Here is a 21265-nt window from a genome sequence, read left to right on the forward strand (position 1 = left end):
GCCATCACTCCAACGGCACCAACCATTGACCACATGCCTGGGCCAGGTGATCGGTCAACAGACTCAACAGTTGCCCACCACTGCGCCAATGATGCCAGTACAACGGCACATCGATGGGCTTATCTGGCAACAATTCGACCAATATGCCCTTTTCCAGTTGGTCGCGAACCTGTAATTCCGGCACCAGCCCCCAGCCCAGGCCGGCTTCCGTCAGGCGGATAAAGCCTTCCGACGATGGGCATAAATGATGCTCGAAACCGCCGTCCACGCCGAGGGATGCCAGGTAGCGGTGCTGCAGAAAATCATCCGGCCCAAATACCAACGCAGGAGTGCGCGCCAGTTGGTCCGCGCGTACGCCCTGGGGAAAGTGCCGGGCGATAAAGGCCGGACTGGCCAGCGCGCGATAACGCATGGCGCCCAACAACAGGCTGCGCGCGCCCGCCACTGGCCGCTCGCTGGCACAGATACAGGCCGCCACCTCCCCGGCCCGCATGCGTTTGAGGCCAACGGTCTGGTCTTCCACCACCAGATCCAGCAGCAGATGATGTTCGGCGCAAAACCCACTGACGGCCTCGGCCCACCACGTGGCGAGGCTGTCAGCATTCAACGCGATGCGCAGCCTTTCGGGCATGCCTTCCTCGTCCAGTGCCGGCACCTGGCTTTGCAGGTCCCGCTCCAGCAGGCGCACCTGCTGCACATGGTTGAGCAGGCGACGGCCGATATCGGTGGGCATCGGCGGTGTGGCCCGCACCAGTACCGGCTGGCCAACACGCGCCTCCAACAACTTGATGCGCTGTGAGATTGCCGATTGCGACAATCCCAGCACCTGGGCGGCGCGCTCGAAGCCCGCCTGTTCCACCACTGCCGCCAGGGCAGAGAGCAATTTATAGTCGAACATCATTTTCTCTAATGAGCGATCAGCAATATTTGTTTTTCTTATACAGCCTGTGTCAGGAGAATAGCCAGCATCGCTTCTCTCTTTATAAGGAACCTCACATGGCTGGCGAAACCGCCCTGGCAACCCTGCTGCGCAGCATGAGCCCCCAGCTCAACGACGGCGACTATGTGTTCTGCAGCGTGCCTGACCACCGTATTCCTCCAGGGTGTGAGGTGATCGGCAGCTTTCGCGAGCAGGAAGGCCTGACCCTGATCCTCGAACGCCAGCAAGCGGAACAGGCCGGCCTGGCGTTTGACTACGTCGCCGCGTGGATCACCTTGAACGTGCATTCGGCCCTGGAAGCCGTGGGCCTCACCGCCGCCTTCGCCAGTGCGTTGGGCAAGGCCGGCATCAGTTGCAACGTGATTGCCGGCTATTACCACGACCACCTGTTCGTCGGGCGTGCCGACGCAGAACAGGCCATGCAGGTATTGCGGCAACTGGCAGTAGACGCGGAGTAAATCCTATGTGGCAAAGTTATTTGAATGGTTTGCTGGTGGCGCTGGGCCTGATCATGGCCATCGGCACCCAGAATGCCTTTGTACTGGCGCAGAGCCTGCGTCGTGAACATCACTTGCCAGTGGCTGCGCTGTGCGTGGTGTGTGACGCCCTGCTGGTGGCCGCGGGGGTGTTCGGCCTGGCCACGGTGCTGGCGCAAAGCCCGGTACTGCTGGCGGTAGCGCGCTGGGGCGGCGCAGCGTTTCTGATCTGGTACGGTGCCTGCGCGCTGCGTCGGGCGTGTTCGAAACAGAGCCTGGACCAGGGCGACACGCTCAAGGTGCGCTCACTGCGCGCAGTGTTGCTGAGTGCGCTGGCCGTGACCTTGCTCAACCCCCACGTGTACCTGGACACCGTGCTGCTGATCGGCTCACTCGGTGCCCAACAGACCGAGCCCGGTGCCTACGTGGCCGGTGCCGCCAGCGCGTCATTCCTGTGGTTCACCACCCTGGCACTCGGGGCAGCATGGCTGGCACCTTGGCTCGCACGCCCCGCCACGTGGCGTCTGCTGGACCTGTTGGTGGCTGTGATGATGTTCAGCGTGGCCTATCAGTTGATCAGCGCCTGAGGAATATTCCAAAACGCTCTGGAACCTCTATCCCACACAGTTGTTGCGTGGTTTTGCCGCACCCCCGGTGCTATGATCCGGACCCTGCGCCGCAAAGAGTACAAACTCCCCGGCGCTTGTTTGGCCGCCCGTGATCGGCCTTGCGCTCACCGCAACTGACCTGATTAGGAGAATCATCATGGCTTTCGAATTGCCGCCGCTGCCCTACGCACACGATGCCCTGCAGCCGCACATCTCCAAGGAAACCTTGGAGTATCACCACGACAAGCACCACAACACCTACGTCGTGAACCTGAACAACCTGGTGCCAGGCACCGAGTTCGAAGGCAAGACCCTGGAAGAGATCGTCAAGTCCTCTTCGGGCGGCATCTTCAACAACGCCGCTCAGGTCTGGAACCACACCTTCTACTGGAACTGCCTGGCGCCAAACGCCGGTGGCCAACCGACCGGCGCGCTGGCTGAAGCCATCAACGCTGCGTTCGGTTCGTTCGACAAGTTCAAGGAAGAGTTCACCAAGACGTCCGTCGGCACCTTCGGTTCCGGTTGGGGCTGGCTGGTGAAAAAGGCTGACGGTTCCCTGGCCCTGGCCAGCACCATCGGCGCCGGCAACCCGCTGACCAACGGCGACACCCCGCTGCTGACCTGCGACGTCTGGGAACATGCCTACTACATCGACTACCGCAACGTGCGTCCAAAGTATGTGGAAGCGTTCTGGAACCTGGTCAACTGGAAGTTCGTGGCTGAGCAGTTCGAAGGCAAGACCTTCACTGCCTAAGCAACGCTTGCAGTAGAAAAAGCCCGGCATTGCCGGGCTTTTTCGTGGGCGTTCGGCACGGAATGGTGGAACCCGCAGAAGGGAATTTGCCACCCACTCGGTGAGAGGAATAACCCTTTCATACTCTGCTGGAGAATCAATGATGGAAGAAATCGGAAAAGCAGGCGGACAGATGGCGATGCAACTCATCAGCGGGCTGATGAAAGGCCTCGCCGGTGGCGCGGGTGGCGGTGGCGGTGGCGAAGGCGGCGGTGCCAGTGCGCCAAGCAAGCCAGGTGAAGACATGATGCCGTCGGCGCCGCCTAAGATCGAAATTTCCGACTATCAGTGACCCCGCTCACGACCTGGGAGGGCATTGGCCTGACCGCAGGTAAGTCGAGTCCCCGGACGGCGGAGCACATCCGCCGTTTATTCTGGTTTTTTCTGCGTATCCAGCATCAAGTCGTCTGCGGCCCCAATGTTCCTTTGACTGCCCTCACGGGATTGCCAATACTCATGGCATATTGAAGGCCACCCGCATGAGACAAGGAATGCCCCTTTGAAGCTGGAACTCAAGAACAGCTTGTCGGTGAAGTTGCTACGGGTTGTGCTGCTGTCAGCATTGATCGTGGGCGTCACACTGAGCGTGGCGCAGATCATTTTTGATGCCTACAAGACGCGCCAGGCCGTGGCCGGCGATGCCCAGCGCATCCTCGACATGTTCCGCGACCCCTCGACCCAGGCCGTCTACAGCCTGGACCGCGAGATGGGCATGCAAGTCATTGAAGGCCTGTTCCAGGATGACGCGGTGCGCATGGCGTCCATCGGCCACCCCAACGAAACCATGCTCGCGGAAAAAAGCCGCGCCTTGCAGCAATCGCCCAGCCGTTGGTTAACCGACCTGATTCTTGGCCAGGAACGCACCTTTACCACGCCCCTGGTCGGCAAAGGCCCCTACAGCGAGTATTACGGCGACCTGAGCATCACCCTCGACACCGGCACTTATGGTCAGGGTTTCATCGTCAATTCAGTGATCATCTTCATTGCCGGGGTGCTACGTGCCCTGGCCATGGGCCTGGTGCTGTACCTGGTCTATCACTGGCTGCTGACCAAACCGCTTTCGCGCATTATCGAGCACCTGACGTCGATCAACCCCGACCGGCCCAGCGAACACAAGATCCCGCAGCTCAAGGGCCATGAGCGCAACGAACTGGGGCTGTGGATCAATACCGCCAACCAGTTGCTCGAATCCATCGAGCGCAATACCCACCTGCGCCACGAGGCCGAAAGCAGCCTGCTGCGCATGGCCCAGTACGATTTCCTCACGGGCCTGCCGAACCGCCAGAAACTGCAGGAGCAACTGGACAAGATCCTCATCGACGCCGGCCGCCGCCAGCGCCGTGTGGCGGTGTTGTGTGTGGGCTTGGATGATTTCAAGAGCGTCAACGAGCAGTTCACTTATCAGGCTGGCGACAAATTGCTGCTGGCCTTGGCTGACCGTTTACGCGCCCACAGCGGCCGCCTCGGCGCCCTGGCCCGACTGGGCGGCGACCAGTTCGCCCTGGTGCAGGCCGATATCGATCAACCGTACGAAGCCGCCGAGCTGGCGCAAAGCATCCTGGATGACCTGGAAGCGGAATTTGCCCTCGACCATGAGGGCATCCGCCTGCGCGCAACCATCGGCATCACGCTGTTCCCGGAAGACGGCGACAGCACCGAAAAGCTGCTGCAGAAAGCCGAACAGACCATGACCCTGGCCAAGACCCGGTCGCGCAACCGCTATCAGTTCTATATCGCCAGCGTCGACAGCGAAATGCGCCGTCGCCGCGAGCTGGAAAAAGACCTGCGCGACGCCCTCAGCCGCGACCAGTTCCACCTGGTGTACCAGCCGCAGATCAGCTACCGCGACCACCATGTCGTGGGCGTCGAAGCACTGATCCGTTGGCAGCACCCGGAACATGGCCTGGTACCGCCGGACCTGTTTATTCCGCTGGCCGAACAGAATGGCACCATCATCCCGATTGGCGAGTGGGTACTGGACCAGGCCTGCCGGCAACTGCGCGAATGGCACGACATGGGTTTCTCCGAATTGCGCATGGCGGTCAACCTCTCCACCGTGCAGTTGCACCACACCGAGTTGCCGCGGGTGGTCAACAACCTGATGCAGATCTACCGCCTGCCGCCGCGCAGCCTGGAACTGGAAGTCACCGAGACCGGGCTGATGGAAGATATCAGCACCGCCGCCCAGCACCTGCTGAGCCTGCGCCGTTCCGGGGCATTGATTGCTATTGATGACTTCGGCACCGGCTACTCATCCCTCAGTTACCTGAAAAGCCTGCCGCTGGACAAGATCAAGATCGACAAGAGCTTCGTGCAGGACCTGCTGGACGATGACGACGACGCCACCATCGTGCGGGCGATCATTCAACTGGGTAAAAGCCTGGGCATGCAGGTGATCGCCGAAGGCGTGGAAACCGCTGAGCAGGAGGCCTACATCATCTCCGAGGGCTGCCATGAAGGTCAGGGTTATCACTACAGCAAACCCTTGCAGGCACGAGAGTTGGCGGCATTTTTGAAGCAGTCGGAGCGCAATAACGCAGCGATTCTTTGACACGGCAAAACGATACTGAATATTTCCCGCGTATAACCCTTTACACAAAATGCAAATCTTTCGCATTATGTCGCAGTTTTTGCGCGCCCGCGCGCGCCCCATCAACAACCGAAGCAGGATGTTCGCCATGATTCGTATGCCCCTGGCCACCGCCAGTCTGCTGGCCATTGCCATTTCTCTCGCCGGTTGCGGCGAAGGTAAAGACAAGGCCGCAGCGCCCCAGGCGCCGACCCCGGCTGCCAGCACTACCGCTCCAGCGGCTGCCACCCCTGCCGGCCAGGTCGATGAAGCCGCTGCCAAGGCCGTGGTCGCGCATTACGCAGACATGGTGTTCGCGGTCTACAGCGACGCCGAGTCCACCGCGAAAACCCTGCAGACCGCGATCGACGCGTTTCTCGCCAAGCCGAACGACGAGACGCTGAAAGCCGCGCGCACGGCCTGGATCGCCGCCCGCGTTCCTTACCTGCAGAGCGAAGTGTTCCGCTTTGGCAACACCATCATCGACGACTGGGAAGGCCAGGTGAACGCATGGCCGCTGGACGAAGGCTTGATCGACTACGTCGACAAGTCCTACGAACACGCCCTGGGTAACCCAGGTGCCACCGCCAATATCATCGCCAACAACCAAATCCAGGTCGGCGAAGACAAGGTCGACGTGAAGGACATCACCCCGGAAAAACTCGCCAGCCTCAACGAGCTGGGCGGTTCCGAGGCCAACGTCGCCACCGGCTACCACGCCATCGAATTCCTGCTCTGGGGCCAGGACCTGAACGGCACCGGCCCAGGCGCCGGCAACCGTCCTGCTTCGGACTACCTGACCGGCGACGGCGCCACTGGCGGGCACAACGAGCGTCGCCGCACCTACCTGCGCGCGGTCACCCAACTGTTGGTCAGCGACCTCGAAGAAATGGTCGGCAACTGGAAACCCAACGTCGAAGACAACTACCGCGCCACCCTGGAGGCAGAACCTGCCACCGACGGCCTGCGCAAAATGCTGTTCGGCATGGGCAGCCTGTCCCTGGGCGAACTGGCGGGTGAGCGCATGAAGGTGTCCCTGGAAGCCAACTCGCCGGAAGACGAGCAGGACTGCTTCAGCGACAACACCCACAACTCGCACTTCTACGACGCCAAGGGCATCCGCAACGTCTACCTAGGCGAGTACACCCGCGTCGACGGCACCAAAATGACCGGTGCCAGCCTGTCGTCGCTGGTGGCCAAGGCCGATCCGGCTGCCGACTCCGCGCTCAAAGCGGACCTCGCCGCCACGGAAGCCAAGATCCAGGTCATGGTTGACCACGCCAACAAGGGTGAGCACTACGACCAACTGATCGCCGCAGGCAACGACGCGGGTAACCAGATCGTGCGTGACGCCATCGCCGCGCTGGTCAAGCAGACCGGCTCGATCGAAGCGGCGGCAGGCAAGCTGGGCATCAGCGACCTGAACCCGGACAGCGCTGATCACGAGTTCTGATCACCGCCGCGATCCTAAGCGTCACCCAGAATGCCCCGACCTGCTCGGGGCATTTTTTTTACATCGATAATCGGAGGCGTCACACCCGAATGATAAAAATCTGCGGCGACGCGGCGGGCGTCGTCAATTGAATACCGCCCATCAACGGCACCAGGTTATGACTGACCTCAGCCTGCGTGACCAGTCTGCGCGTCGGCTCATCCATCAAGCTCTTGTAGGGCCCAGCCTGGGCGTCTGCGGCGATTCGATCCCCTACCACACGGCGCAATCTCAGCCAGTACAGCCTGACATCGCCAGGGCGCCTGAACAGCAACTCTCCGGGAAAGTCATAACCGCTCAGGACGCCGTAGCGACAGCGGGTTACCACCTCACTCATCAAGGTTCTCAAGCGCCCGCCGGCACCAGGCGGGAGCGCATTGAACAGCGGCACCACGACGGGCTCCGGACGAAAGTCCAGACGGCGATAATGCCCCGGCGCATTCGGTAGCTGCCAACTGCCGTCGCTGAGTGCGCGGGTGGGTGGAAGTAACGAAAACGGATCGGCCAGTCCTGCGTATGTCATGGTCCGCCAAAACTGCCAGTCGCGCAGGGTGCGTATCAGCGAATGCTGGCCCTGTTGGGTCAGGCCTCTCGGGTTGGCCCGATTGAACAGGGCCTGGGCGAGCTCCACCTGACTGCGGGTGGTCAGCAGCGCGAAGGCCTCGCGCACATACATCGTGAGCGGTTTTTTCAAGGCAACGTCACTGGCAATCACCCACAGCCCGTCCCCGGTGGCGAACTTCGCCTGTCGGGGCTGATTGTAGATGCCCGAACGCAGCAGGTTTTCCAGGTCCGTGAAGTACGTGGCCGGTTGTGCAGGGTCGCGAATGAATACGTCATTGGGAGTCGCTGTATCCCGGGGCAAAATCACGAAATAGCGCCGGTCCATCTTGATGTACTCTTGCCCCAGCCACTGCGGATCGCCTGCAATCCGCCGATAGATGCCGCGTGTCGCATCCACCACCTCAAGCTCGGCCTCGTCGAGGATTCTGCCCCATTCAATGAATCGTTCGTTTGCAGGCCGCACGACGGGCGCCTCGGGGGCCGGGGTGCGGGGCGGCGTCAGTGGCGGTTCGACGGGCGCCGGCCGCTGGGTGATCACCGCGGGCACGTCCGGCAGATCGATGCCGTCCAGACGCCACTGGAACCGCAGGAGCGGCACGTTCAGATAGGGCTCAAAAGCCGCTGTGGAGAGCCTCAACCGCAGGTTTTCGACCAGCGCCAGCCGGTATTCGATTTCGCGCCCCGCCGGGAAATTGAACGCCTCAAACACCCGCCTGGCCTGCACGTCATCCAGGCGCGGGTAGAGGTCCCTGAGGGCGCGCTCGGGCGAGTTGCCTCCCTTGAGTCCCCCGACCGCATGAGCACCTATTTCCCACTGCCCCGCCGCACTTTGCCGGATCGGCGCGTAGTGGTACTGCGTCAGTTTGCGTGCGTCCCTGAGCCGCCAGACGGCTTTGTCACCGTCATCGAGGATCGAATACCAACGCCCGCCGTCATTGAGGAAGTAGTGCTCGGCGCCCGCCGCGTTCGAGGCCGAGTGATACACGCCCTTGCCTTCCCATCCGGCCAACGGCAGCACGCCGTCGGGCTTTTTCCACAGCGCCATCTCCGCCGGCAACACCCTTGGCCTGGCACCCGCCACGGGCGCACCGGCCCCAACCGCGCCGTCCACCAGCGCCCCGACCAACTCGCCCAGCGACCGCACGAAATACTGCGCAGCGCCGGCACGGTCGCCAAGGTCCAGCGCCTCGACAGCGTTGAACACCGAAAACAGGCTGAGCGCCAGGCCGATCGGCAACATGATCCTGACCGGCAGCACCATGGACAGGACGTCGAAGGCCAGAGTCGCCACGCTCAGGCCGGTTTCGACGTTGACGTGCTGGGTACTCCTCGATTGCGCGGCGGCGTCGTTGATCACGAAGTTCGCTTCAACCTCGTAGGCCTCCTCGAAAAGGTCGTCGGCAATCCGGCCCGTGCTCACCATCGACACGTCGCCGCGCCCCCTGAGCACGGCGCGGACCTGGGATTCGAAGGCCCGCTCCACGCGCCCCAGCAGGTAGGCGCGCCAACTGCTGTTCATGACGAAGTCGGTCATCAGGCGGTCTTTGGCGTACTCGTGGAACACGCGACCGTCGGGCGCCTGGGGGGTGTACACCACGATCGAGCCGACCCCGGCGGAGGCCGAGACGAACAGCAGTACCCCACGCACGCGCTGACCGCGCAGTTTCAAGTGCTGCACGAGAATCCTATGGCCTTCGACACGCGTGCGCCGATCACTGTCGACCGGGGCGTCAAGCACCGCCTGCACCCAATTGAAGCCTCGGTTCAGACGGTCCGGGAGAAAGTCGCCGTTGATCTTGGCCTCGATGGCGTCGAGTCGCAGTTGCAGACGCATGACCTGAGCGTAGGTCTGCTTCAGTGCGAGCGCGCCGGGCGAGGTGATGAGGCGGTCTTTCAGAAAGGTGTCGTAGCTTTGTCCGACATTGACCGCGCGCACCAGGTCCTTGACCTGTTGCAGGGTCAGCCCGTCATAGGCCGGGGCCGGCGTCAGATCTTCCGGCAGCAAGGCTTCATCAGGCTGTTTGCGGGTGTTTTCACTCAGCCTGGAAAAGTGCGTGAAGTTAAAATCCAGCCCGCCGACATTCTCCAGCGCCAGTTCGCTCAGCGTGCGGCTTCGATGCCGGAACAACGGTGTGCCGGGCTCGCGCGGCGCCGGAGCAGGCGCGCCCGGAACCACGACAGTCGCAGGAACGAACGGCTCTTTGGTATGCACGCGGACCGTGTCGGGGTCGATGTCCAGTGCATAGTCAGCCTTGAGGCGGATGCGCAGCTGTTCGTTGGCGTATGCCAGCAGCGCCGGCTTATCGCTGAATTGCGCCAACGACGGCAACCCCTCGGCGTCCGGCAGGCTCGCCAGCAGGTCGCAGTAGTCCGTCATCGCGACCCGCCACGCGTCTTTATCGACAAGGGAGGCATCATGCAAAAAGGTCCTGATCTGCGCCTGCCCGCGCTTGATGTCACGCCCCCATAACACCCCGCCGGCACTGAAGAGCCGACCGGGGTCCGTCACCCGGTCCAGCACCTGCGGCAACTCGGCCATCTCGATGGGGCCGACCGGTGACGGGTAGTGGGAAAGGGTTGAGGTGAAGTTGTCGAGCATCAACCGACATTGCGCCTCGACGCTCGCCTCGAACGGCGAACCGAGCTGTTCATGATAGACCACCTGCCCCGTGGTCTTGAGCTGACGATGCAGGGCCAAGCCTTGCGCCTGGTCGGCCACGGCCAGGCCATCGAGCACCGCGGCGAATTCGACGGGGTGGTTCAAACGCCGGTGCAACTCCTGATCCAGGCTGGCCAGGGAGTCAAACGCTTCAAGGCCGGAGTCCGGCAGAAACAGCAATACCGTACCGACGTTCATGCTCGGGTCCACGGGCCGCACCCGGGCCGGCGTGACCTCCTCCTGCGGCCTCACCACGGCTTGCTCCGGGTCTCTGGCAGTCAGCACAAAGGCGCCGCGCAAGGTCAGATCCGCCGCGCCGGTCGCGCCCTTGAGGGCTACCTCGTAGACACATGGCCGGTCGCCGCGCAAAGCTTGTCGTGCCTGGGCGTGCGGGTGACGCAGCACCAGGGCGAACAGGTCCTGGTCGGCGGGGCTGAGCAGGCGATCGGCAGCGAGTAGCGCCACTTCGGCTTTCAGCAGTTCGATACGGGTGTGCACCAACCATTGTTTCTGCGTGCGAGCATCCGTCAGGCTGCGCGCGCGCGTCCAGAAGGTTTTCACAAAAGCGCTGTAATAAGCGCCCAGCCCAGCGGCCAGGCGGTCGAGGAATTTATCCAGCCCGGCCGGGGTGATACCGCTCAAGGGCAGCAGCGCGTCGCCAGTCGCCGGCAGCCGATGCAGGGTCGCCATGCGCTGCGCATAACTCGCTGGCTGATCAGCGACGATACGTTGCACCACCGCCTCGAACAGCGAGGGCAGTAACTCGGTCTCGGTGGACGGTTGCGCTGCAGAGGTCGCCGGCGGGATGGTCGTCGCGGGCAGTCGGATGAAGGCGTGACGCACATCAAGGCTGGGCGTCAACGTCGGGAATGCTTGCTCGAACTCATGCTGCACAAATGAATGGAACGTCGGTGGCGACTGAAACTGCTCGGCGATCTGGCGATCAAGCGCCATTAACTGGTCGCGCAACGCGACCTGTTGCGGTGCGTCCTTGAAACTTGACGGTGCAGAAAACAATGAATCAGACGGCATGGTGGCCTCTCGAATAGGAAACATACCGGCCCATCGTGCCTAAGCGCCCCCTGAACCAGGTGCTACATAGCTAAGCGCCGCAGATCGGCGACCAAGGTTTACATGCCCTGCACCCCAGGTAGAATGGCGCCTCTGCCCTATTTCGAGCGAATTTCATGGCGTTGCCGACCCTGCGTATCATCGGTTTCATCATCGGCATCTTCCTGATCACCCTCGCGATCGCCATGGTCGTGCCCATGGCGACCCTTGTGATCTTCGAACGCACCAGCGACCTGCCCTCGTTTCTGTGGGCCAGCATGATCACCTTTATCGCCGGCCTGGCCCTGGTGATTCCGGGTCGTCCCGAGCATGTGCACCTGCGCCCGCGGGACATGTACCTGCTGACCGTCAGCAGCTGGGTGGTGGTGTGTATCTTTGCCGCGCTGCCGTTTCTGCTGACCCAGCACATCAGCTACACCGACTCGTTTTTCGAAAGCATGTCCGGCATTACCGCCACCGGTTCTACGGTATTGAGCGGCCTGGATGCCATGTCGCCGGGCATCCTGATCTGGCGTTCACTGCTGCACTGGCTGGGTGGCATCGGCTTCATCGGGATGGCGGTAGCGATCCTGCCGCTGCTGCGCATTGGTGGCATGCGCCTGTTCCAGACCGAATCTTCGGACCGCTCGGAAAAAGTCATGCCCCGTTCGCACATGGTGGCGCGGCTGATCGTGGCCGCGTATGTGGGCATCACCATCCTCGGCAGCCTGGCGTTCTGGTGGGCCGGCATGGGCGTGTTCGATGCGATCAATCATGCGATGTCGGCGATCTCCACCGGCGGTTTTTCCACCTCCGACGAATCCCTGGCGCACTGGAAACAACCCGCCGTGCACTGGGTGGCGGTGGTGGTGATGATCCTTGGCAGCCTGCCGTTCACCCTGTACGTGGCCACGCTGCGTGGCAACCGTCGGGCGCTGATCAAGGATCAGCAGGTGCAGGGCTTGCTCGGTTTGCTGGTGGTGACCTGGCTGGTGCTCGGCACGTGGTACTGGTGGACCACCAACCTGCATTGGCTGGATGCCTTGCGGCATGTGGCGTTGAACGTCACGTCGGTGGTGACCACCACCGGTTTCGCCCTGGGGGACTACAGCCTGTGGGGCAACTTCTCGCTGATGCTGTTCTTCTACCTGGGTTTTATCGGCGGCTGTTCCGGCTCGACCGCCGGCGGGATCAAGATTTTCCGTTTCCAGGTCGCCTATATCCTGCTCAAGGCCAACTTGAACCAGTTGATCCACCCTCGTGCGGTGATCAAGCAAAAGTACAACGGCCACCGCCTCGACGAAGAGATCGTGCGCTCGATCCTGACGTTTTCGTTTTTCTTCGCCATCACCATCTGCGCTATCGCCCTGGCCTTGTCCCTGCTTGGCCTGGACTGGATGACCGCCTTGACCGGCGCCGCGAGTACCGTTTCAGGCGTGGGCCCAGGCCTGGGCGAAACCATCGGCCCAGCGGGCAATTTCGCCAGCCTGCCGGATGCGGCCAAGTGGATCCTGTCGCTGGGCATGCTGCTCGGCCGGCTGGAGATTATTACGGTCTTTGTTCTGTGCATTCCGGCGTTTTGGCGCCACTGACGCTCGACGCGTCCAGCAACCGCGCCCGGTATTCACCGGGCGTGGCATCAAACCAACGGCGAAACGCACGAAAGAAATTGCTCGGGTCGGCGAAACCCAGCAGGTAGGCGATTTCCAACAGGGTCATGCTGGGCTGTGCCAGGTATTGCTCGGCCAACTCGCGACGGGTGTCGTCGAGCAGCGTTTGAAAGCTGGTCCCCTCCTCCTGCAAGCGCCGCTGCAAGGTACGCTGGGACAAGTGCAGCGCCTGGGCCACCACTTCACGCTTGGGCTCGCCCTGGGGCAGCAGGCGGCACAACACCTGCCGCGCCTTGTGCGTCACACGGCTTTCCGAGAAACGCGCCAGGTATTCACCGGCAAAGCGGTCATGCAGCAGTGCCATGGCTTCGTTGGCCGTAGGCAGCGGCGCATCCATGTCGGCCCGCTCAAAAATCAGCGCGTCATAGGGCGCGTTGAACTCCAGCGGCGCATGGAAGGCTTGTTTATACGGGGCCAAGTCCGCCGGCTGCTCACCTTGCAGCACCACTTTGCGTGGCTGCAGCGTGCGGCCCGTCAACCAGCCGCACAGCGCCAAGGCGCTGGCCAGCGACGCTTCGGCACTTTGCCGAGTGGGCGGCAGATGATCACCGTGTACCGTCAGAATCAGCGCATAACCTTCGGGAACCAGTTGGAAACTCAGGTCGGCACTTTCGGCAATGATCCGCTGGTAACGCACCAGGCGCATGAAGCCTTCAGCCAGGGTGTTGCTGGACATCAGCGCGTACCCGGCCACATGAAACGATGCCGGACGCACCACTTTGCCCATGTTCAGGCCGATCGCCGGGTTGCCCGACAGCTCTACCGCCCGCTGCCACAGGCGCGTCATGGAATCCTGCGGGAACCGCGCATCGGGGTCGCTCAGGGCGGCGTAGTCGAGACCGAGCTGCTTGAACAAGGCACGGCAATCCAGGCCGTCCATTTCCAATGCCTTCACTATCCCCATCGCCCAGCTTGCAGAAGTTGTTCGTTCGCTCATGGCGTCGTCTTAATAAAGCAGGCTCAAACGGCAGCCAGGAAGCCAAGGATACTAAAGTGGCATCTATTGTCACTGGCTGTTACCACTGATCACTCTAGACTCAAATAAGCTCCCCGCCGAACATCTGTTGGGCGGCACAATAATCAAAGGGCCGGTCATCGTGGAAAACATCAAGCGATTCAACAGCTTCGCTGAGTTCTACCCCTACTACCTGAGTGAACATGCCAACAGCACCTGCCGGCGCCTGCACTTTATCGGCACCACGCTGGTGATCGGCATCCTGGCGTATGCCATCGGCAAAGGTTCGCTGGGCCTGCTGATTGCCTTGCCGATTGCCGGTTACAGCTTTGCCTGGATCGGCCACTTCTTCTTCGAAAAGAACCGCCCGGCGACTTTCCAGCACCCGTTCTACAGCCTGTTGGGTGATTTTGTGATGTACCGCGACATGATCCTGGGCAAGGTACCGTTCTGACCAAACGACCGTTTAAACGATGAAAGTTCATCCCTCCGAGGACATAAAAATCTTTTTGTCATTTGCAGTGCTGTATCCTGCCAAGGCTTTTTGAGAGCGCGGAATCACCTGCGATTGAAAAAACAGACCTTGCGAGGAGCGACGACGATGCACGAGATACCTAATCTCCCCTTCCCAAGCCTGCACCCTACAGAGCAGCCAACACCGCAGCAGGCCAGTGACAAACAGCCTGAGGCCAAAGAAGCAAAACCAGTCGACAGCAAAAGCCAGGACTGACGCCGTACCAGACCGTGTGGAAAGCGCAGCGTTTTGAGCGCTTTCCACACTGCCTGAATGAATCGAGACGCCCGCCATGACCGATACCCTTCCCGACACCCCGGATACCGCCGTACTCGACGCTGCCTTGCAGATGGTCGAAATCTGGAACCGCCTCAGCGCCGACAAACAAGCGCGGCTGCTCAAACGCTTCGGCACCCAGGAAAACGCCCTCGCCGCCCTGGTCACCACCCAGTTGCTCGCCTCGACCAAAGCCTGACGTCTTTCTGAGCGGAGGTTTTTGCGTTTTACCGCCCTGCGCGAGCCAAACCCCCGGTATCATTAGCAGCCTATCTTTACCTGCCGCGACAGTGGACCTCTCCCCATGCCCGATACCCAGCGCCCCATGGCGGTCACGCTGCAAGTTGTTTCCATCGTATTGTTCACCTTCATTGGCTACCTGAACATCGGCATTCCCCTGGCCGTATTGCCAGGCTATGTCCACAGTGAACTGGGTTACGGCGCAGTGATCGCCGGCCTGGTGATCAGCGTGCAATACCTGGCCACCCTCCTGAGCCGCCCCTATGCGGGCAAGATCATCGACAACCTGGGCAGCAAGCGCGCTGTGCTGATCGGCCTGGCGGGCTGCGGACTGAGCGGTGTGTTCATGCTGCTCGCGGCGTGGTTCTCAAGCCTGCCGGCCTTGAGCCTGGGTAGCCTGTTGATCGGCCGCCTGGTCCTTGGCAGCGCGGAAAGCCTGGTGGGTTCGGGCTCCATCGGCTGGGGCATTGGGCGGGTCGGGGCGCAGAACACCGCCAAGGTGATTTCCTGGAACGGCATCGCCAGCTACGGCGCGCTGGCCGTCGGCGCGCCACTGGGCGTGGTGCTGGTCAGACACTTCGGGCTGTGGAGCATGGGCGTCAGCATCATCCTGCTGGCAATCGTCGGCCTGCTGCTGGCCTGGAACAAGGTCGCCGCGCCGATTGTTGCCGGCGTGCGCCTGCCCTTCATGAATGTACTGGGCCGCGTATTGCCCCATGGCTGTGCATTGGCGCTGGGCTCCATCGGCTTCGGCACCATCGCGACCTTCATCACCTTGTATTACACCACCCAGCATTGGGATAACGCGGTGTGGGCCCTGAGCCTGTTCGGCGCCAGCTTTATCGGTGCGCGGTTGTTGTTCGGGAACCTGATCAACCGGATCGGCGGCTTTCGCGTGGCGATTGCCTGCCTGTCGGTGGAGATTCTTGGCTTGCTGCTGTTATGGCTGGCACCCGACGCCAACCTGGCCCTGGCCGGCGCAGCGTTGAGCGGCTTTGGCTTTTCCCTGGTGTTCCCGGCGCTGGGGGTGGAGGCTGTCAACCTGGTTCCGGCGTCCAGCCGCGGCTCGGCGGTGGGCGCCTACTCGCTGTTTATCGACCTGTCGCTGGGCATCACCGGCCCGCTCGCCGGAGCGGTGGCGGCAGGGTTCGGCTTTGCGTCGATCTTCCTGTTCGCCGCCCTGGCCGCCCTCGGTGGCTTGCTGCTGAGTGTGTACCTGTACCGCCAGGCGCCCAAGGCCCGCGAGGGGCGTGGCGACTAAAAGTCGACCTTGCCACGCCCAGCCTTGATGCTGCCACGCTTGGTCTTGGATTCGAGACGGCGCTTTTTCGAACCCAGGGTGGGCTTGGTCGGGCGGCGTTTCTTCTCCACCTTGGTGGCGCTGAGGATCAACTCCACCAGACGCGCCAACGCATCCGCGCGGTTCTGCTCCTGGGTCCGGTATTGCTGGGCCTTGATCACCAGCACACCTTCACTGGTGATCCGGCTGTCGCGTAGCGCCAGCAGCCGCTCCTTATAGAACGCCGGCAGCGACGATGCGGGGATATCAAATCGCAGGTGCACCGCACTCGACACCTTGTTGACGTTCTGCCCACCGGCGCCCTGGGCGCGAATAGCGGTCAGCTCGATCTCGGCATCGGGCAAGTGGACGTTGTTGGAAATCACCAGCATAGGCGGCAGGATTCTCTGTGGGGGCAGCCAAGGATACGCGAATGCGCTCTCGCCTATTCCTGAAACAACAAACCCGGCGCATGGCCGGGTTTGGTTGATCTCACGCAAGCCTCACTTCACTGGTGAAGCAGCCGGCGCCAACGCTTGCTGCGCACTACGCTTGTTCTTGATCCCATAACACACCGCCATAAACATCACCCACACCGGAATCGCGAACACCGACACCTGGATGCCCGGAATCATGAGCATGATCACCAGGATAAACACCACGAACGCCAAGCACACATAGTTGCCGTACGGGTACCACAACGCCTTGAACAACGGCACCTGGCCGGTGCGGTTCATGTGTTGGCGGAACTTGAAGTGGGAGAAGCTGATCATCGCCCAGTTGATTACCAGCGTCGCCACGACCAGCGACATCAGCAGTTCCAGCGCGTGTTGCGGGATCAGGTAGTTCATCAGCACCGCCACCAAGGTGATCGCCGCCGAAGCGAGGATGGAACGCACCGGTACGCCGCGCTTGTCGATCTTCGCCAAGGCCTTGGGCGCATCGCCCTGCTCGGCCATACCCAACAGCATGCGGCTGTTGCAGTACGTCCCGCTGTTGTACACCGACAACGCGGCCGTCAGGACCACGAAGTTGAGGATGTGCGCGGCAGTGTCGCTGCCCAGCATCGAGAACACCTGCACGAACGGGCTGCCGCTGTAGGCATCGCCGGAGGCGTTGAGGGTCGCCAACAGGCTGTCCCACGGCGTCAGCGACAACAGCACCACCAAAGCGCCGATGTAGAAGATCAGGATACGGTAGATCACCTGGTTGATCGCTTTCGGGATCACGGTGCGCGGTTTGTCCGCTTCAGCCGCGGTAAAGCCGAGCATTTCCAGGCCACCGAAAGAGAACATGATGATTGCCATGGCCATCACCAACCCGCCGACGCCATGGGGGAAGAATCCGCCATGCTCCCACAGGTTGGTCACCGAGGCCTGTGGCCCACCGGTGCCGCTGACCAGCAGATAGCTGCCCAGGGCGATCATGCCGACGATGGCCACCACCTTGATGATGGCGAACCAGAACTCGGCTTCACCGAAGACTTTGACGTTGGCCAGGTTGATCAGGTTGATCAGCACAAAGAAGGCTGCGGCCGAGACCCAGGTCGGGATCTCCGGCCACCAGTAGTGCACGTATTTGCCGACGGCCGTCAGCTCCGACATGCCCACCAGGATGTACAGGATCCAGCAGTTCCAGCCCGACAGGAAGCCGGCGAAGCCGCCCCAGTACTTGTGGGCAAAGTGGCTGAAGGAACCGGCGACCGGCTCTTCGACGATCATTTCGCCCAGCTGGCGCATGATCATGAAGGCAATGAAGCCGCAGATGGCATAGCCCAGGATCATCGACGGGCCGGCGGATTTAAGCACCCCGGCCGAACCGAGGAACAGGCCGGTGCCAATGGCGCCACCCAGGGCGATCAACTGGATATGCCGGTTTTTCAGGCCGCGTTTCAGCTCGCCTGAAGAGGAAGGGGAAACACTCATGAAAAGGCTCTCACGCAAGGTTTGATGATGTTGAATGCAGGTTGCTGCCTTGAATTACCGACTCAAGCAGCGCCGCTCAAACCCCAGCGCAGGCACCAGGAGTACAGCGTCTTTCTAACGGTCATGCGTCACCTGTTTGTTTTTATCTGTGACGAAATCGAACCCGTCCGGCTCGTGGCCAGGCGGAGTGATCAGGGTGGGTAAACCCTGAGGTCTTGGCCTTTTGCGTGGTTACGCAAGGGGGTCACAGTAAAACGCGGCGGATTGTACACCGCTCGACAGCTTGGGGGCGCCCTCGAAAGGCGAGTGCGACGATCTGTCAGGTAATCCTTACAGGGCAGGATCGACCCATAATGTCGCCATTTACACGTAAACTAATCGTTACAGCACGGAAAAATAACGTTACAGCCATGATTTGAAGAAAAATTGTCGCGCGCAAACTTCCCGCAATTTAGCCGCGACAGCTCACTGAATTTCCTAAAGAAAAAATCGGAACGAAAAAACAGAACAAAAAATCCAAATGAAACCGTGTCAATAAAAATTTTGCATTTTGAAACACTCTCTCCTAGGTTCTTTCCACTTGCCAGCGAAGCCCGTTGGCAAGCCGTCCTCAAACAACGTCCTCTAGGAGATACACCATGCAAGCACTGGAAAACGACCTGGAAACCGAACTGCAACTCGACGATTGGTTTGAAGCGCCGACCCATGAGGCCGCCGTTGAAATGATGCAAGCCGACGCCGTTGTGCCGTTCGGCACCGCGATGTGGCCATTCTAAACACCGGCAGGCATCCGGCAGGTGCTGTGCACGGCACCTGCCCCCTTACCCAAGGCACAAAAGGAAGCACGTCATGGACAAGGCCCGCGCCGTCGAACACTTTCTCTACTACCTCGCGCATCACCCGGCCCTCAATGGCCTGAGCCGCCCCACCGTGTTGCTGGGCCATACCGAACGCTACGACGCCATCGCGCAGGCGATCACCCACAGCAGCGCCGCCCGTTTCAACTTCCAGGTGCAGCGTCTGGACCTGGCCGCCAGCGACACCCTGGCCGAGGCCATCGAAGCCTGCGACCTGTACTTGTTTCTCTACGACTCCTCTACCTTGCCCAACCCACGCGCCGAAGGCCCGGACTTTATCCGCGCCCTGCAAGGCGTGATGGCCGAGCACTGGAAAAAGTCCCTGTTGTTCAAGGATTACGGCGACTACTTCTACGACACCTTCAGCGTCGAGCCCCAGCGCATTGCCGACCTCAACGCCACGCTGATCCGACGCATGTCCCAAGCCACGGTGCTGAGCTTTACCGACAAGCACGGCTCACGCCTGGAAGCGCCGATGAGCAGCATCAAGAAGTGGACGAATATCAACGGCGTCGGCAACCACGACCTGGCCCCCGGCGAGATCGCCACCCACAGCGAAGCCATCAACGGCCAAGTGCGGTTTGTCGGTACCTTTCTCAGCACCATCCCGTTCGCGCGTAAATATGGGGTGCTGGAGTCACCGCTGGAACTGTGGATCGAGAACTCGACCATTTGCAGCGTGGCCAGTGACGTGCCGGGGTTGGCGGATGATTTCAACAAGTACCTGAATGCCAACCCGTCCAACCGGCGTGTCGAGGAGTTGGGGATTGGCACCAACGAAGGCGTCAAGGACTTGTATGCGCGCAATGCCGGTTTTGAGGAGCGCCATTGCGGGTTGCACCTGGGCCTGGGTGGCGGGCAGAAAGGCAGCCATCACCTGGATTTGATCTTTTCCAGTGGGGTGTTGGCGCTGGATGACAAGCCGGTGTTTGATGGCAGGTTTGCGTTCTAAACACTGACCTCATGAACGCTGAGGCTCTAAATGTGGCAGCTGGCTTGCCTGCGATGCAGGCACCTCGGTCTATCAGACAGACCGCAGTGATGCGATCGCAGGCAAGCCAGCGCCCACATTTGATTGGGTTACCAAATGTCAGACCCCAAAAAAACGCCAACCCTAGGGTTGGCGTTTTTGTGCAGCGCTTACGGTATCACTGCGGCTTCTTGCGACCAAAACCAGGACGCTGACCCGAACCCGCCGGGGCGCCACGGCGCTTGCCCGACGGCTCATCCGCGACCAGTTTCGGGCCAGGGCGTTTGTTCGCCGCCGGCTTGGCTGGACGCTTGGTGCTGGCGTTGTCAGCCGGGCGATCGGCTTCACCACGGTTGCTACGACCACCCGCCGGGGCAGGACGCGGCGCACGTGGCGCACGCTCGCCTTCCTGACGTGACGGCGCGGTTGGGCGACGCTCACCTTCGATCTGCGGCTCACGGGAGATACGACCACCGGTCGCCGGAGCATTCAGCGCCGGGCGCAGAGTGCGGGCAACACGCTCGGTGCGCGCCACAGGGCGCGACGATTTGCGCTGCATACGCTCAAGCTTGTCTTTGCTCTTGGCGTTCATCTGCGGCATCGCGACCGGCGTCAGGCCGACTTCGGCGCTGAGGATGTCGACTTCGTACTGGCTCATTTCGCGCCAGCGGCCCATCGGCAGGTCGGAGTTCAGGAACACCGGGCCGAAACGCACGCGCTTCAGGCGGCTGACCACCAGGCCCTGGGATTCCCACAGGCGACGAACCTCACGGTTACGACCTTCCATCACCACGCAGTGGTACCAGTGGTTGAAACCCTCGCCGCCTGGTGCCTGCTTGATGTCGGTGAACTTGGCCGGGCCGTCTTCCAGCACCACGCCCGCCTTGAGGCGCTCGATCATCTCGTCATCGACTTCGCCACGCACACGCACGGCGTATTCGCGGTCCATTTCGTAGGACGGGTGCATCAGACGGTTGGCCAGTTCACCGTCGGTGGTGAACATCAGCAAACCGGTGGTGTTGATGTCGAGACGGCCGATGTTGATCCAACGGCCTTCTTTGGGCTTGGGCATCTTGTCGAACACGGTCGGACGGCCTTCCGGGTCGTCACGGGTGCAGATCTCGCCATCGGGCTTGTTGTACATGATCACGCGGCGCACCGATTCGGCAGCCTCTTCACGCTTGATGACCTTGCCATCAATGGTGATTGCATCGTGCAGGTCGACGCGCTGGCCGAGCGTGGCCTCGACGCCGTTGACCTTGATGCGCTTCTGGGTGATCCAGGCTTCGACGTCGCGGCGCGAGCCCACGCCGATACGCGCCAGCACCTTTTGCAGTTTTTCGCCTGCTGGGCCGATTTCCTGGCTGTCGTTCTGGTCTTTGTCGTTCATCTTAAGCACCTCCCGGTGGGTCGATTCAGGCGTGGCCT

The 21265-nt window shown here is 61.5% G+C and carries 18 protein-coding genes; 12 read left to right on the forward strand and 6 right to left on the reverse strand.

What is annotated here, in order from left to right:
• Positions 1-4: 4 nt before the first annotated feature.
• Positions 5-898, reverse strand: a complete 894-nt coding sequence (locus AB4N92_RS05965) for a LysR family transcriptional regulator ArgP (RefSeq protein ID WP_236266844.1) — start codon at positions 896-898, stop codon at positions 5-7.
• Positions 899-996: 98 nt separating this feature from the next.
• Here AB4N92_RS05965 and AB4N92_RS05970 point away from each other — a divergent pair, with 98 nt between their 5' ends.
• The 6 genes from AB4N92_RS05970 to AB4N92_RS05995 all read left to right on the forward strand — a co-directional run bounded on the left by AB4N92_RS05970 (position 997) and on the right by AB4N92_RS05995 (position 6839).
• Positions 997-1398, forward strand: coding sequence for an ACT domain-containing protein (locus tag AB4N92_RS05970; RefSeq protein ID WP_236266845.1), 402 nt, complete (start codon positions 997-999; stop codon positions 1396-1398).
• A gap of 5 nt (positions 1399-1403) precedes the next feature.
• Positions 1404-2003, forward strand: coding sequence for a LysE/ArgO family amino acid transporter (locus tag AB4N92_RS05975; RefSeq protein WP_038453713.1), 600 nt, complete (start codon positions 1404-1406; stop codon positions 2001-2003).
• Between the two features lie 178 nt (positions 2004-2181).
• A complete protein-coding gene (locus tag AB4N92_RS05980) occupies positions 2182-2778 on the forward strand; it encodes a superoxide dismutase (RefSeq protein ID WP_003175739.1) in 597 nt (198 codons plus the stop codon).
• Positions 2779-2950: 172 nt separating this feature from the next.
• Complete coding sequence (locus AB4N92_RS05985; protein WP_156149806.1) at positions 2951-3109, forward strand: hypothetical protein; 159 nt, start codon at positions 2951-2953, stop codon at positions 3107-3109.
• Positions 3110-3316: 207 nt separating this feature from the next.
• Complete coding sequence (locus AB4N92_RS05990; RefSeq protein WP_010208167.1) at positions 3317-5368, forward strand: putative bifunctional diguanylate cyclase/phosphodiesterase; 2052 nt, start codon at positions 3317-3319, stop codon at positions 5366-5368.
• A gap of 127 nt (positions 5369-5495) precedes the next feature.
• Complete coding sequence (locus AB4N92_RS05995) at positions 5496-6839, forward strand: imelysin family protein (protein ID WP_010208165.1); 1344 nt, start codon at positions 5496-5498, stop codon at positions 6837-6839.
• Between the two features lie 79 nt (positions 6840-6918).
• Here AB4N92_RS05995 and AB4N92_RS06000 read toward each other — a convergent pair whose 3' ends face one another.
• Positions 6919-11133 carry a dermonecrotic toxin domain-containing protein gene (locus AB4N92_RS06000; RefSeq protein WP_460129512.1) on the reverse strand — a complete coding sequence of 1405 codons (4215 nt, stop codon included), beginning with the start codon at positions 11131-11133 and terminating at the stop codon, positions 6919-6921.
• 155 nt (positions 11134-11288) lie between these two features.
• Between AB4N92_RS06000 and AB4N92_RS06005 the strand changes: the two genes are divergently transcribed.
• Entirely contained in the window at positions 11289-12743 is a 1455-nt protein-coding gene (locus tag AB4N92_RS06005; protein ID WP_010208163.1) for a TrkH family potassium uptake protein, read from the forward strand.
• Here AB4N92_RS06005 and AB4N92_RS06010 read toward each other — a convergent pair.
• Positions 12700-13758, reverse strand: coding sequence for an AraC family transcriptional regulator (locus AB4N92_RS06010; protein ID WP_045791688.1), 1059 nt, complete (start codon positions 13756-13758; stop codon positions 12700-12702). The genes AB4N92_RS06005 and AB4N92_RS06010 overlap by 44 nt on opposite strands.
• Positions 13759-13918: 160 nt before the next feature.
• On the opposite strand from AB4N92_RS06010, the gene AB4N92_RS06015 reads away from it, so the two are divergent.
• The 3 genes from AB4N92_RS06015 (at position 13919) to AB4N92_RS06025 (ending at position 16067) form a co-directional block, all read left to right on the forward strand.
• The gene (locus AB4N92_RS06015) at positions 13919-14230 is read left to right on the forward strand and encodes an Mpo1-like protein (RefSeq protein ID WP_010208158.1); all 312 of its coding nucleotides are present in this window, start codon (positions 13919-13921) and stop codon (positions 14228-14230) included.
• A gap of 352 nt (positions 14231-14582) precedes the next feature.
• Positions 14583-14765 (forward strand): hypothetical protein, encoded by a 183-nt coding sequence (locus tag AB4N92_RS06020; protein WP_010208156.1) that lies wholly within the window; start codon positions 14583-14585, stop codon positions 14763-14765.
• 105 nt (positions 14766-14870) lie between these two features.
• On the forward strand, positions 14871-16067 hold the full coding sequence (locus tag AB4N92_RS06025) for an MFS transporter (RefSeq protein WP_010208155.1): 1197 nt from the start codon (positions 14871-14873) through the stop codon (positions 16065-16067).
• On the opposite strand, the gene arfB is transcribed toward AB4N92_RS06025, so the two are convergent.
• The gene (arfB, locus tag AB4N92_RS06030) at positions 16064-16477 is read right to left on the reverse strand and encodes an alternative ribosome rescue aminoacyl-tRNA hydrolase ArfB (RefSeq protein WP_010208154.1); all 414 of its coding nucleotides are present in this window, start codon (positions 16475-16477) and stop codon (positions 16064-16066) included. The genes AB4N92_RS06025 and arfB overlap by 4 nt on opposite strands.
• Before the next feature lie 111 nt (positions 16478-16588).
• Positions 16589-18010, reverse strand: a complete 1422-nt coding sequence (locus AB4N92_RS06035) for an amino acid permease (protein WP_010208152.1) — start codon at positions 18008-18010, stop codon at positions 16589-16591.
• 638 nt (positions 18011-18648) lie between these two features.
• Between AB4N92_RS06035 and AB4N92_RS06040 the strand changes: the two genes are divergently transcribed.
• A complete protein-coding gene (locus tag AB4N92_RS06040; protein WP_003175756.1) occupies positions 18649-18786 on the forward strand; it encodes a hypothetical protein in 138 nt (45 codons plus the stop codon).
• 73 nt (positions 18787-18859) lie between these two features.
• Entirely contained in the window at positions 18860-19819 is a 960-nt protein-coding gene (locus AB4N92_RS06045; protein WP_010208151.1) for a M29 family metallopeptidase, read from the forward strand.
• 196 nt (positions 19820-20015) lie between these two features.
• On the opposite strand, the gene rluB is transcribed toward AB4N92_RS06045, so the two are convergent.
• On the reverse strand, positions 20016-21227 hold the full coding sequence (gene rluB / locus AB4N92_RS06050; RefSeq protein WP_010208149.1) for a 23S rRNA pseudouridine(2605) synthase RluB: 1212 nt from the start codon (positions 21225-21227) through the stop codon (positions 20016-20018).
• Positions 21228-21265: the final 38 nt, after the last annotated feature.

It is taken from the genome of Pseudomonas sp. S3_A09 (assembly GCF_054668065.1).

Excerpts from the sequence above, each read along its gene's own strand:
- AB4N92_RS05965 (WP_236266844.1), bottom strand. The coding sequence starts at position 898 with ATGTTCGACTATAAATTGCTCTCTGCCCTGGCGGCAGTGGTGGAACAG.
- AB4N92_RS05970 (WP_236266845.1), top strand. The coding sequence starts at position 997 with ATGGCTGGCGAAACCGCCCTGGCAACCCTGCTGCGCAGCATGAGCCCC.
- AB4N92_RS05975 (WP_038453713.1), top strand. The coding sequence starts at position 1,404 with ATGTGGCAAAGTTATTTGAATGGTTTGCTGGTGGCGCTGGGCCTGATC.
- AB4N92_RS05980 (WP_003175739.1), top strand. The coding sequence starts at position 2,182 with ATGGCTTTCGAATTGCCGCCGCTGCCCTACGCACACGATGCCCTGCAG.
- AB4N92_RS05985 (WP_156149806.1), top strand. The coding sequence starts at position 2,951 with ATGGCGATGCAACTCATCAGCGGGCTGATGAAAGGCCTCGCCGGTGGC.
- AB4N92_RS05995 (WP_010208165.1), top strand. The coding sequence starts at position 5,496 with ATGATTCGTATGCCCCTGGCCACCGCCAGTCTGCTGGCCATTGCCATT.
- AB4N92_RS06000 (WP_460129512.1), bottom strand. The coding sequence starts at position 11,133 with ATGCCGTCTGATTCATTGTTTTCTGCACCGTCAAGTTTCAAGGACGCA.
- AB4N92_RS06005 (WP_010208163.1), top strand. The coding sequence starts at position 11,289 with ATGGCGTTGCCGACCCTGCGTATCATCGGTTTCATCATCGGCATCTTC.
- AB4N92_RS06010 (WP_045791688.1), bottom strand. The coding sequence starts at position 13,758 with ATGAGCGAACGAACAACTTCTGCAAGCTGGGCGATGGGGATAGTGAAG.
- AB4N92_RS06020 (WP_010208156.1), top strand. The coding sequence starts at position 14,583 with ATGACCGATACCCTTCCCGACACCCCGGATACCGCCGTACTCGACGCT.
- AB4N92_RS06025 (WP_010208155.1), top strand. The coding sequence starts at position 14,871 with ATGCCCGATACCCAGCGCCCCATGGCGGTCACGCTGCAAGTTGTTTCC.
- arfB (WP_010208154.1), bottom strand. The coding sequence starts at position 16,477 with ATGCTGGTGATTTCCAACAACGTCCACTTGCCCGATGCCGAGATCGAG.
- AB4N92_RS06035 (WP_010208152.1), bottom strand. The coding sequence starts at position 18,010 with ATGAGTGTTTCCCCTTCCTCTTCAGGCGAGCTGAAACGCGGCCTGAAA.
- AB4N92_RS06040 (WP_003175756.1), top strand. The coding sequence starts at position 18,649 with ATGCAAGCACTGGAAAACGACCTGGAAACCGAACTGCAACTCGACGAT.
- AB4N92_RS06045 (WP_010208151.1), top strand. The coding sequence starts at position 18,860 with ATGGACAAGGCCCGCGCCGTCGAACACTTTCTCTACTACCTCGCGCAT.
- rluB (WP_010208149.1), bottom strand. The coding sequence starts at position 21,227 with ATGAACGACAAAGACCAGAACGACAGCCAGGAAATCGGCCCAGCAGGC.